Source organism: Streptomyces californicus, assembly GCF_000717645.1.
GTDB lineage: Bacteria > Actinomycetota > Actinomycetes > Streptomycetales > Streptomycetaceae > Streptomyces > Streptomyces californicus.
Window position 1 is genome coordinate 123,297 of sequence record NZ_JNZZ01000016.1, and the last position, 12,284, is coordinate 135,580.

The 12,284-nt window shown below is 72.6% G+C and carries 9 protein-coding genes and 1 pseudogene; 9 read left to right on the forward strand and 1 reads right to left on the reverse strand.

All coding sequences use genetic code 11. From position 1 onward, the window contains the following. The first annotated feature begins 95 nt into the window (after nucleotides 1-95). The 5 genes and pseudogenes from paaK to IF19_RS1000000138370 form a co-directional block, all read left to right on the forward strand. Nucleotides 96-1,391: a phenylacetate--CoA ligase PaaK gene (paaK, locus tag IF19_RS0121015; RefSeq protein ID WP_030116946.1), complete on the forward strand. Its 1,296-nt coding sequence runs from the start codon at nucleotides 96-98 to the stop codon at nucleotides 1,389-1,391. A gap of 414 nt (nucleotides 1,392-1,805) precedes the next feature. Beyond that, entirely contained in the window at nucleotides 1,806-3,809 is a 2,004-nt protein-coding gene (locus tag IF19_RS0121020; RefSeq protein ID WP_030116945.1) for an ABC transporter ATP-binding protein, read from the forward strand. 769 nt (nucleotides 3,810-4,578) lie between these two features. Continuing rightward, nucleotides 4,579-5,400 (forward strand): PIG-L deacetylase family protein, encoded by an 822-nt coding sequence (locus tag IF19_RS0121030; protein WP_030116944.1) that lies wholly within the window; start codon nucleotides 4,579-4,581, stop codon nucleotides 5,398-5,400. 94 nt (nucleotides 5,401-5,494) lie between these two features. Continuing rightward, a complete protein-coding gene (locus IF19_RS0121035) occupies nucleotides 5,495-6,235 on the forward strand; it encodes a DUF6193 family natural product biosynthesis protein (RefSeq protein WP_030276696.1) in 741 nt (246 codons plus the stop codon). A 13-nt stretch (nucleotides 6,236-6,248) separates the two neighbouring features. Then, a pseudogene (locus IF19_RS1000000138370) lies at nucleotides 6,249-6,457 on the forward strand (IS5/IS1182 family transposase); the annotation flags it as partial. Nucleotides 6,458-6,587: 130 nt separating this feature from the next. Here IF19_RS1000000138370 and IF19_RS0121040 read toward each other — a convergent pair. After that, entirely contained in the window at nucleotides 6,588-7,253 is a 666-nt protein-coding gene (locus tag IF19_RS0121040) for a TetR/AcrR family transcriptional regulator (RefSeq protein ID WP_030276698.1), read from the reverse strand. An 87-nt stretch (nucleotides 7,254-7,340) separates the two neighbouring features. On the opposite strand from IF19_RS0121040, the gene IF19_RS0121045 reads away from it, so the two are divergent. The 4 genes from IF19_RS0121045 to IF19_RS0121060 all read left to right on the forward strand — a co-directional run bounded on the left by IF19_RS0121045 (nucleotide 7,341) and on the right by IF19_RS0121060 (nucleotide 12,189). Next, a complete protein-coding gene (locus IF19_RS0121045; protein ID WP_050493850.1) occupies nucleotides 7,341-8,825 on the forward strand; it encodes a purine-cytosine permease family protein in 1,485 nt (494 codons plus the stop codon). A gap of 90 nt (nucleotides 8,826-8,915) precedes the next feature. Continuing rightward, a complete protein-coding gene (locus IF19_RS0121050; protein WP_030116940.1) occupies nucleotides 8,916-10,547 on the forward strand; it encodes an amidohydrolase in 1,632 nt (543 codons plus the stop codon). Further along, nucleotides 10,544-11,647 (forward strand): C45 family autoproteolytic acyltransferase/hydrolase, encoded by a 1,104-nt coding sequence (locus IF19_RS0121055; protein ID WP_030276705.1) that lies wholly within the window; start codon nucleotides 10,544-10,546, stop codon nucleotides 11,645-11,647. Before IF19_RS0121050 ends, IF19_RS0121055 begins: the two co-directional genes overlap by 4 nt. A 113-nt stretch (nucleotides 11,648-11,760) precedes the next feature. Beyond that, nucleotides 11,761-12,189 carry a hypothetical protein gene (locus IF19_RS0121060; protein ID WP_418952721.1) on the forward strand — a complete coding sequence of 143 codons (429 nt, stop codon included), beginning with the start codon at nucleotides 11,761-11,763 and terminating at the stop codon, nucleotides 12,187-12,189. Nucleotides 12,190-12,284 lie beyond the last annotated feature (95 nt).

The following is a 12,284-nucleotide window of genomic DNA, read 5'->3' on the forward strand; positions in this document are numbered from 1 at the left end:
AATTACTGCTTCCGGGCGGTCGACCGAATGATCGGTCGCCCCGGGCGGCCTGCGGGCCGTCCCGTCTGTCTCCCGCGCTGGAAGGAAGGGTCTCGATGACGGACATGCTGGACGCGGCGGAAAGGCTGGGCCGGGGCGAGCTGGAAGCCCTGCAACGGGAGCGGCTGCTGTCCACGCTGCACCACGCGTACACCCGTGTCCCCTTCTACCGGGCGGCCTTCGACCGGGCCGGGGTGCGACCCGAGGACTGCGCCTCGCTCGCGGATCTGGCCCGGTTCCCGTTCACCGTGAAGGCGGATCTGCGGGACAACTACCCCTTCGGGATGTTCGCCGTGCCGGAGCGGGAGGTGCGCAGGATCCACGCCTCCAGCGGCACGACCGGGCGCCCGACGGTCGTCGGGTACACCGAACGGGACCTGGACACCTGGGCGGACCTGGTGGCCCGGTCGATCCGGGCGGCGGGCGGGCGTCCCGGACACAAGGTCCACGTGGCGTACGGCTACGGGCTGTTCACCGGCGGGCTCGGCGCGCACTACGGGGCGGAGCGGCTCGGCTGCACGGTGATCCCGGCCTCCGGGGGCATGACCGCGCGCCAGGTCCGCCTGATCCAGGACTTCCGGCCCGAGATCATCATGATCACGCCGTCGTACATGCTGACGCTCCTGGACGAGTTCGAGCGGGAGGGGGTCGATCCGCGTTCGACGTCCCTGAAGGTCGGGATCTTCGGCGCTGAGCCGTGGACCGAGGGGATGCGCCGGGAGATCGAGGACCGGTTCGCCATCGACGCGGTGGACATCTACGGGCTCTCGGAGGTGATGGGCCCGGGGGTGGCACAGGAGTGCGTGGAGACGAAGGACGGACCGCACATCTGGGAGGACCACTTCTACCCGGAGGTGGTGGACCCCTTCACCGGTGAGGTGCTGCCGGACGGCGAGGAGGGGGAGCTGGTCCTCACGTCGCTGACCAAGGAGGCGATGCCGGTGATCCGCTACCGCACCCGGGATCTGACGCGGTTGCTGCCGGGGACGGCGCGGACGTTCCGCCGGATGGAGAAGGTCACCGGCCGCAGCGACGACATGGTGATCCTGCGCGGGGTCAACCTCTTCCCCACCCAGATCGAGGAGATCGTGCTCCGTACGCCCGCCGTCGCCCCGCACTTCCAGCTGCGGCTGACCCGGCACGGACGGCTCGACGCGCTGACGGTGTTCGCGGAGGCGCGGGCGGACGCGACGACCGACGAACGGGAGCGGGCCGCCCGGTCCATCGTGGCGGCGGTGAAGGACGGCATCGGGGTGTCGGTGAGCGTCGAGATCGTGGACCCGGAGTCGCTGGAGCGCTCGGTGGGCAAGATCCGGCGGATCGTGGACCTGCGGGACTCCGGCACGGAGTAGAGGCCCGGCGGCACGCGCGGCCGGCCGTGACCCGCGGGGGCAGGCCGGCCGCGCGGTCCCGCCCCGGTTCCTCCCACAGCGCCCTGCCGGGGTTCCGAACACCGCCGACCACTCGAACGTGTGGATTGAAGGACGCCCGGCCAAGCGGCCCTTGCCCCACCCGCCCCAACCGCATCGATGTTCGAGATATTCACCCGTACTGAGCCGTTACGGCCCCGGATCCGGCGCGTTCTTGGAGCACCAGTACCAACCGGCCGCCCAGACGGAGGACATCATGAACAGGGAGTCGGCCCCCGCGCGTCGCCCCGGATTCGAACAGCGGCGGCGGTCTTCGCCCGCCACCCCGACCTGCGGGGATCGGCGGTTCGACCTCCGCACGCGCCGCCCCGCACGACGGGACGCGGGGTGGAGTTCATGAGCGGCCTCGGCGATGCGGACGGTCTCCCGCCGGCTTCGCTGCCGGGGCCGCGCGGTGCGCGACTTCCGCTGCCGTCCGCCGTCGTGCCGGGCGGGCCGCAGCACGACGGCGACATCACCGACGGCCTGGAGGAAGCGTACTGGTCCGTCTACGACGGCGCCGCCGCCAAGGCGACGGTGCGGCAGCTCCTCGCACGCCTGCCCCGCATCGTGCGCCGGATCGGCCGGCTGGCCTGGAACACCGACCGGCCCGCGACGCTCGCGGTCGTGCTCCTGCAGCTCGCGTCGGCCGCGATGACGGCGTTCGGGCTGATGGCCTCGGTGGCGGTCCTGCGGGAACTCTTCGCCGAGGGGCCCACGCCGGACCGGGTGCGCGCGGCCGTCCCCCAACTCCTGGTCGTCGTCGGCTTCCTGGCCGCCCGGGCGCTCCTGGAGGCGGGCGTCGCCGTCGCGCAGGCCCGCGTGACACCGAAGATCCGTGCCGCGCTGGAGACGGAGTTCCTCACGCTGACCGCCCACGTGCGGCTGGAGATCGTCGACGACGCGGACTGGCACGACGAGGCGTACCGCGCCAACGACCGCGGACTGTTCTACGCGAGGCAGATCGTCAGCCAGGTCGTCTCCCTGGCCGCGGCCCTCCTCGGACTGGTGGGCACCGCGGGTGTCCTGGGCGTCCTCCACCCCGCGCTGCTGCCGCTGCTCCTGCTGTCCGTGCTGCCGGTCGGCGCGGCGGCCGTCCGCAGCGCCCGGGCGCGCTTCCACTCCTTCAAGCGGTGGAACGCGCTGCAGCGCAGGGTGCGGGTCTTCTCCTGGCTGCTGCTGGAGAGGGACGCCGCCGCCGAACTCCGCTCGGACACCGCCCAGGGCGCGCTGCTGGAGGAGCACCACCGGCTGACGACACGGATCGCCGAGGAGGACACCCGGCTCGGCGTGAGCTCGGCGAAGCTGTCGCTGGCGGGCCGGGCGGTCGGCGGGATCGGCACCGGCACCACCTACACGGCGCTCGGCGCCATGCTGATCGCGGGCTGGCTGCCGCTGGCCGCCGGCGCGGGCGCGGTGCTGGCCATTCAGGCCGCCCAGACCTCGCTGACCCGGCTGGTCGACGTCTCCCACCTGGTCTACGAGCACGCCATGTGGGTGGACGACCTCCTGGCCTTCCAGGAACGCTGCCGTGCGCTCCAGCCGCGCCGCAGCGGCCTGCCCGCCCCCGGGACGGTGCGGACCATCACGTTGGACGACGTGACCTTCACCTACCCGGGCAAGGACACCCCGGCGCTCAACGGCATCTCCATGACGCTGCACGCCGGACAGACGGTCGCGTTCGTCGGGGTCAACGGCAGCGGCAAGTCCACCTGCGCCCGGCTCCTGGCCGGGCTGTACGAGCCCCAGGAAGGCGGCACGGTCACCTGGGACGGTGTGAACGTCCTGGACCTGGACGCCGAGTCGCTGCAGGCCCGGGTGGGTTGCGTGCTCCAGGACCCGGTGCGCTTCCCGTTCAGCGCGCTGGCCAACCTGACGGTCTCCCGGGGCACCCTCACCGAGGCGGACCCGCGACGGGCGCTGGAGGCCGCACGGGCCTCCGGCGCCGAACAGGTCATCGCCGCCCTGCCCGGCGGCTGGGAGGCGCTGTTGTCCAAGCGGTTCCGCGGCGGCCACGAGCTGTCCGCCGGCCAGTGGGCGAAGATCGCCGTCGCCCGCGGCCTGTACAAGAACGCCCCCGTCCTGCTGCTGGACGAGCCGACCGCCAGCATGGACCCCCGCGCCGAGCACGCCGTGTACGAGGCGGTCCTGCGGGACAACCCCCGCTCGGATCAGATCACCGTGCTGATCTCGCACCGCCTGGCGAGCGTCGTCTCCTGCGACCGCGTCTTCGTCTTCGACGGCGGCCGCGTCATCGAGAGCGGCACCCACCAGGAGCTGATGAACCTCGGTGGCGAGTACGCCGCCATGTTCACGCTCCAGGCCGACGGCTACCGTGCCGAGGCCGGGGAGACGGCATGAGGCCCGGCCCCGTGGACCAGGCCGCTCCCCCGTCCCCAGCCCTCGCACCACCGACACACCGGTCATCGGCGCCGGGCCGGGAGCCGCACGGCAGTCCCGCCCGTCCGGATCTCCGCCCACCCCTGGAAAGGGCACAGCCCCTGCCGCCGCCCCGAGCGCACATCCATGGACTCGTCACCGTCCGCCTCGGCCGTCACCCCGGCGAGCGCCCCGCGTCCTGAAACCGCTGCTGGAGACACTCGCCGCCCCCTCACGGACAACGTCCCCGGCGGCGCTTCCCGGCCGCGTCACGTGTAGCGCCACCGTGCTCGACCATGAAGGACACGTGCCGCACGCACGGCACGAGGCCCCACTCCTGGACAAGGTCAACTGCCGGCTGGTGTCCCCCGACCGGGGCGCGACGTGGCGCTCCCCCGCCCCGTTGAGCCTCCTGTGGCCGATGTCCTGGTGGAGGAGCGGGTCCGATGGCGGAACAGACCGCAGGGCAGGCGGTGTTCGTCTCTCCGGCGGAACGCGGCGCACTCGATTCTCCATGGGGAACGATCGCCCTGCCGGGGAAGCGGCTGCCGGTGCGGCCCTCCGTGCCCGGAGCGGCGTCGACGTGCGGGTGGTGGCGGTCGGGCACCGGTCGCGGTCCCGCGACGGTCCCGGCCGGTGCGGTCACCGTGTGCCGCCCCGAGAACATCGGCGGCCGCGACGCGCACCGCCGACCCGGGACGGCCTCTGCCCTCCGCGTCCCGTCAGCCCAGCCTGAGGAGCCCCGTTCACCATGAGCCAACCGTCGTTGCCCTCGTTGATGGGGGTGTTCGCCCATCCCGACGACGAAAGCCTGCTGGCCGGTGGCGTGCTCGCCCGGCACCACGCCGCCGGCGCCCGCACCTGCGTCGTCACCGCCACCTGGACCCGAGCGAGCCACCGAGCCCCCGAACTCGCCGACGCCCTGGCCGTCCTGGGCGCCGGCGCCCCGCGCCTGCTCGGCTACGCCGATGCCCGCAACCCCGCCTCGGCCCCCGAGGGCGCCGTACGTCTCGTCGACGCGCCCCTGGACGAAGCCGTCGGCCGCCTGGTCGCACACATCCGCGCCCTCCTGCCGGACATCGTCATCGGTCACGACGCCTTGGGCCAGCTCACCGGGCACCCCGACCACCGGCGCGCCCACCAGGTCACCCTCCTCGCCGTCGAGGCCGCCGCCCTGCCGCACCTGTATCCCGAAGCCGGTGAGCCCTGGCAGCCGGCGGCCCTGTACGCGGCCACGCACTCGCCGTCCGGTGTGGGCCGGCTCGGCCCGCTCCTGCGGAGCGTCGGCAAGACCCTCCTCACGGTGCCGGACACGTACGTGACCACCACCGTCGACGTCTCCCCGTGGGCCGCGACGAAAATGGAGGCGATCCTCGCCCACCGCAGCGAAGCCGCCCGCGAGCGGCCCCTGCCCGGTCTGCTCGCACGCCTGCCGGAACCGGAACGCGCCGAGATCATCCGCACCGAGCAGTTCACCCGGCTCACCCCCGGGCCCGCCCCGGGCGACCCTGACCGGCTCAGTTGGCCTCTGGAGCACCTCAGCCGGCACCGGGCGGTTCCTGCACGGCCTTGACCGGGTGCTTCCGCACCTTGAATGGAGCCGCCCAGGCCGCTCGCGCGCCATCCGCCCGCCCTGGGGATCGGCGACTCGGGCACAATCAGGGACCATGCCCGCCCCTCCCGATCCCTCCGTCCTGTACCCCGACGTCGCGGCCTGCGGCAGCCTCGCCACAGCGCTCCGGGCCGAGGCGGACGGCTGCCTCGGCGCCGTCCCCGTTACGTCCCCGGACTTCGCTCCGCTGCGCCACGCGGCCGTCGCGAGCACCCTGCCGCACCGCGAGCCGCTGGCGATCAACGCCTGGTCGCACGAACGGGGGTGGTCGATCCGCGGCGAGGAGCCGTTCCAGAGCCTGGCCCTCATCGACGGCAGGACGGACGACCTGGCGGAGGTCGCGAGGGCCGCCCGAGCGTGGCACGACGGGGCGCCCCTGGACGCCATCCGACAGGCGGCGCCCTTCGTTCACCTGACCGGCCGGTTCGAGGTGCCCGACAACGATCCCGCGCGCTTGACGGAATCCGAATGGCAGGGCAAGCGCCAGGAGGCAGCCGAACTGGAGTACGCCTGGCGGGAGACGTACCAGGAGCTGGTCGAGGCCGCGCACGCCGAGCCGACGCTGCGCGTCCTCTACCCGTTCACAAGTCACTGGGCACTGCGCTTCTCGACCACCACCCGCCCGATCCTGACCGTCGTCGGACCATGCCTGAGCGCCAACGGCGACGGCACGTACGGAGTGGGCAGGGGCTTCATCAGCCAGGACCTCGGCCGATTCGCCACGGCGCAGGAGGCCGTGGCGGTCGCGGTGCGCCAACTGCCGTCCGGCCTCGGCCCGACCACGCTCGGCGGATGATCCCGACCGGCGAACGGCTCGGACCGGCGGCCCGTGCTACCGCCACCGCGAACAACCCGCTCGCTACCAGCAGTTCAACCGCGAGCACGCCCACTTCAGAGCACCCGGCGAACGTGCAGTCGCGCAGCTGAGGTCCTGGCGACGCTCCGCCGGGCCAGACGCACCACCCGACGCGTCAGCGCCATCGTCCACACTCTGTCGACCTGCGGCTGTTCAGGATGAAAGGGGCTCACCGGACGGTCCCGCCCCCTCCACCGACCGACGCTCGCTCCCCTCTCGCGTCCTGCCCACGACCGCCCCCTCGGCGCGCCGAGGCCGTGCCGCCGCACCGCGGGCCCGGCGGCACCACGCGTCACCGAGGGGTGGCTGCCGCCGGGTCGGCCGACCGGGCGAGGGCACGGAGCGTGCCGGGGGCCAGGCCGAGTCGGGTCTCGGCCGTCTCTATCGCCGCGTCGCGGATGTCCAGGCCCTCCTGCGACACATCGGCGTTCGCGTACGATCCCAGCCCGTCGACGGTGATGAGGATGTGCAGGGCCGTCCTGAGCGCGTCGTCGGTCGTGAACTCTCCGGCCCGGACGCCGTCGGCGACGAGGGTGACGAACGCGGTGCGCGTCACCGACTCCTGCGTGCTCACGGCCTGGCGCAGCGTGTCCTTGAATCTGCTGAGGTGCCGTGCGTTGAGCCACAGCCGGCTGAGGTCGAGGTAGTCCTCGTCCGCCAGGCGCACGAGGAAGCGCGCGAGCCGGTCGAGGGAGGAGAGCCCCTCCTCGTCCGACGGCAGGAGCGACTCGCGTTCCTTCGTCGTGGCGAAGGTGAACGCCTCGCTCACGAGAGCGTCCGCGACCGGGAAGTAGTGGCTGATGAGACCGGGTCGCACGCCCAGTGTGTCGGCGACACGGCGCAGCGTGACCAGCTCCAGTCCCTCCTCCAACGCGATGCGGGCGGCCGTCTGCACGATCTCCGCGCGGCGCTCCTCGGGCAGCATCCGCACTCGCTTCGACTGAGCTCTTGACGTCATGGGCCAAAGGATATTGGATCGGTGACCAATAACCTGTTGGTCGTTCGCCCAATAGCGGCAGCGTCGCCGGTATACCGAGAGGTCTCGATGACGACACACCCCACCACCTCCGCGGGAGATCTCGACGGGCACGTTTCCGAGCGTGCGGGGCATCCGGAGACCCGAGGGATCGACCTGGTCCCCGACAGCGACCGCACAGGCCACCCTCGCCAGCTCTTCGCCGTGTGGGCGGCGCCGAACGTCAGCTACCTGAGCTTCGCGGTCGGGGCCACGCTGGTCCTCACGGGGCTCTCGCTCCCGCAGGCGGTCGGGGTGATCCTCGCCGGGAACCTGCTGTGGATCTTCACCGGGACCATCGCGGCGAGCGGTCCGGTCGCCGGCACGAGCGGGTCGGTCATCTCACGTGCGTTCCACGGGGTCCTGGGCAACAAGGCGGTACTCGTCCTGACCGGCTGGCTGATCGCCGCCGCCTACCTCGCCCTGAACTGGTCGGCCGCCTCGGTCGCCGGCATCGGTCTGGCGGTCCGGATGGGTCTGCCGGACACCCCTGCCGTCGATGCGACCGTCATCTGCCTCATCGCGGGGGCGACCCTGCTGATCGCGATCTACGGGTACGCCACGATCGTCCGTCTGTACGCCGCGCTCAGCATCCTGCTGGCCCTGGTGTTCCTGGTCGTGACGGGATACGTGCTCGCCGAGGCCGACTGGTCCTACACCCCGGCGGAGCCGCTCAAGGGCACCGGGCTCGCCGTCGCGCTCGGCATCGGCTTCACGATCGTCGCCTCCACACCGCTCTCGTACAGCAACAGCCCCGATCTGGCCCGCTACCTGCCCCGCGGCAGCAGTCCGGTCGCCATCGCCGGCTGGACGGCCCTGGGCGCGTACCTGCCGAGCGTCGTCTTCACCAGCGTCGGCGCGCTCGCGGCCACCAGCCTCGACATGACCGACCCGCAAGCCGCGCTGGAGAGCATCCTGCCGGGGTGGTTCGTCCCCGTCTTCGTCATCGCGGTCGTCGTCAACACCATGGCCAACAACGGCATGACGGCCTACAGCGCCAGCCTGTCCATCCAATCGGTCGGGGTCCGCCTCGCGCGCATCCCGGCGGTGTTGACCATCGGCGTCCTCGGCACGGCCATGACGCTGTACGCGATCCTCGTCTGGGACTTCCTGACGAGCGTCAACACCATGCTTCAGCTCGTGGTCGTCGTGACCGGCCCGGCCATGGCGGTGGCCGTCACCGACCTCGTCATGCGGCGCAACCGCTACAACGGGGCGGACCTGCTCGAGCAGGAGCGCGGCGGGCCGTTCTGGTACCACCGCGGTGTCCACTGGTCCGGCATCCTCGCGCTGGTCACGGGCGGTCTCACGTCCCTGATGTGGGTGAACACCAGCTTCTGGATCGGCCCGATCGCGAAGGTCATGGGCGACTTCGACCTGGCGATCCCGTCCGGCATGGGCGTCGCCGCCGCCGTCTACTGGGCGTCGTCCCGGATCCTGCGGACCGTCCCCCGCCGCGGTGGAGCCTTCTCCGGCACCGACGTACGCCCCTCGGGTGTGTCCGGCGGCTCCTGACCCGGCCCGCCGGACACACCCCGGCCCCCGGGCCCGCCGGCCCGGGGGCGCCCCGCCACCCCCACGCAGCACGACCAGAAGGGAAGCCCCGTGTACGCCGACACCATCGTGCTGGCCGGTCACATAGAGACGCTGTCCGAGGACGCCGCCGGGACTGCGGCGAACGCGGTCGCCGTCACCGACGGCCGCATCACCGCGGTCGGCACCGCCTCGGACCTCGAACCACTGCGCGGTCCCGGAACGATCGTCCACACCTTCGAGGGCGCCACGGTCCTGCCCGGCCTCATCGACGTCCACGCCCACCCCGTATGGGGATCGATCGAGATCGGCAGGGGCGTGGACCTCTCCGGCACCGCCACGCTCGACCAGGTGTTCACGCTCCTGGCCGACGCCGCGGACCGGCAGCCGGACGACGTGTGGATCACCGGCTTCGACCTCGACGTCAACGTCTTCGACGGCGAGCCGGCCGGTGCCGTGTTCGCGGAGCGGTTCCCCGGGCGGCCGATCTCGCTGATGACGCGTGACGCGCATGCGCTCGTCGTGAGTCCCCGTGTGATCGAGCTCATCGGGCTGACCGGCCGCGAGACGTTCACCGACGCCTCGTCGGTCGCGGTCGGACCGGACGGGCGCCCGACCGGATTCGTGGTCGAGCTCCAAGCGATGGACCTGGTGTTCGACCACTACCCCGACGTGCCCGTGGCCACCGCCGCCGGATACGTACTCCATGAGCTCGACGGGCTCGCGAGCAGCGGGCTGACCGGTCTGCACGCGCTCGACTTCACCGACCCGTCCGAGGCCGTGTACCGGCACATCGAGGAGCACGGCGAACTGCCCCTGCGCATCCGCTGCTCGCCCCTGGTGCCGGCCGACTCGGCTCCCGAGGTGTGGCAGGAGATCGCCGACCTCCAGGACCGCCGCGGGCGGCTCTGGCACGTCGAAGGCGCGAAGTTCATGCTCGACGGCACGGCCGACAACGGCACCGCGTGGTTCGACCGGCCGGACATTCACGGCGAGAACCGCGAGCCCCTGTGGCGCGACCTCGACGCCTACCGGGCCGCCGTGCGGTTCTTCACCGACCGCGGCATACCGACCGCGACCCACGCCATCGGCGATCAGGCCGTCCGGTTCGCGCTCGACGTCATCGAGGAGGTCGGCCCGGCCGGCGGCGCCCCGCACCGCATCGAGCACATCGAGTCCATCCCCGACGACCTGCTGGGGCGGTTCGCCGAACTCGACGTCGTGGCGAGTCTCCAGCCCGTGCACGGAACCCGGCACACGCGCGCCGACGCCACGGACAACTGGTCGCGGCGCATCGGGCCCGACCGCGTCGCCCACGGCTGGCGCACCCGCGACCTGCTGGACCACGGCGCCGTCGTGGCACTCGGCTCCGACTGGCCCATCGGCCCCGGCGACCCGCGCACCGGCCTCGCCGACTGCCAGCTGCGGCGTCCGGTCGAGGAACCGGAGACGGCCCCCGTACAGCCGGGGCAGGCGATCTCCGCCCGCGAGGCGTACCTCGGCATGACAGCGGCGGCCGCCTACGCCGCCGGCGCGTCGGACGAACTCGGGAAGATCGCACCGGGCCGTCTCGCCGATCTCACCGTGTTCGCCACGAACCCTCTCGGCCTCGCCCCCGACGCACAGCCCGACAACGCCGTCCTCGCGACGGTGGTCGGCGGCGCGGTACGGCTCCACACGAACTGCGCGGAAGGAAACCTGTGACCCCGACGCTCATCCCCCGCCCCGAACACCGCCCGCACGTCGAGGCCGCCGCCACCGACCCGCACGACCGCGGTGTCACCCGGGGCGAGCGACTCCGTGACGGCATCCCCGCCGCGATCGAGGTGTACGACCGGCTCTTCGCGCTCGGCGGCATCAGCACCGCCCAGGTTCGACAGGACGCCGAGCGCGCCCTCGACACGATCGGGGCCTTCCGCCCCGCGGCCCACGCCGAGATCGAGGGCATCGCCCGCGGAGCCGGCGTCGAGCAGTGGCGGGTCGCCGCCCTGAACGCCCGTACGGAGATCCTGGCTCGCAGCGCCGCCGTGCCCCCGGGCGAATGCACCACGATCGTGCGCCACGGCCCCGGCTGCGAGGGTGCGCCGCGCACGTTCGGCGTCCAGACGTGGGACTGGCACGTCGAACTGAGCGCTCTGTGGCACACGCTGGAGTCGCGCGGTGGCGCCCATGACTTCGTCGGCCTGACCGAGAACGGCATCCTCGGCAAGATGGGCGTCAACAGCGCCGGTCTCGCCCTGCACTTCAACATCCTCGGACACGTCCGCGACGGCATCGGGGGCATCCCCATGCACGTGCTCGCCGCCATCGTCCTCGAAGAAGCGGGGTGCGTCGCCGAGGCCGTCGAGATCGTCCGCGGCGCGCCCCTCGCCTCGTCCGGCTCGTTCGCGCTGTTCGACGAGACCGACGCCGTTCTCCTCGACATGAGCCCCGTCGGCGTCTTCGAGACGCGCCCGGAGCACGGCACGCTCCTGCGTACCAACCACTTCCTGACTCCGGTGCCCGGCGAAGGCGAGAAGACCTGGCTCTACCAGCCGGATTCGGGTCAGCGCTACGACTTCGTGCGTGCGCGGCTGGCGTCCCGGCAGCCGCCGGCCACGGTCGACGACCTCGCGGCCTGTCTCGTGACCGGGGAGGACGAGCCGCCGGTGACCTGCCTGCCCGACCCGGACAAGCCGCTCGGCCAGCGGTGGGCCAGCCTCGCGACCATCGCCCTCGAACCCGCGACACGCACCGCCAGGATCCTCGACGGCACACCCGCCGACATCGGCTCACGCGACTGGCGGGTCCTCACGGCCGGCTGATCCACTCGCCCGGCCCGGGGACGTCGCCGCCGGAGGCCCGCGAGGTGAGGGGCCTCCCGACCTCACGAACCGGATCGGGCGCGGAGGCCAGGGGGGATGATGGTCGCGTGAGCATGATCGTGAAGTTCTTCGTGGCGCCGGACGCCACGGCAGCGGGCCTGGCCCTCGCGACCGGGCCGGGGCGGGCCTTCGAGTCGCTGTCCCTCGGCAACTTCGATCCCGAGGAAGCCGTGGTCGAGTGGGAGTGCCTCCTGGCCGGCGGCAGCTTCGAGGAGCTCGTAAAAACCGGTGAGCCCCGCATCGTCGCCGGTCAGGACAGCGACGGGTGCGTCGTCTTCGCGCTCTCGCCTCGCCTGACCACCGCACTCGCGGACGCGGGGCCCACCAGGTTGCGTGACGTCGCCGCCTCGTGGGCCCGGCTGCGTGCGGAGGACGGCGAGGCCGTCGAAACCGGGATCGCCGAGGGGATCGTGGGCGATGTGGCCGCTCTCGCCGGTAGCGCCCGGCGCCAGGACCAGAGCGTCTACTGCTGGGTCGCGTAGGAGTTCGGGTTCGGAGCCCCGCAGGAACGCCTCGGGCCGGACGCAGACCCCCGACCGGCGCCATCGGGCTGGAGCGCGGGCTGCCTGCCCGCGCT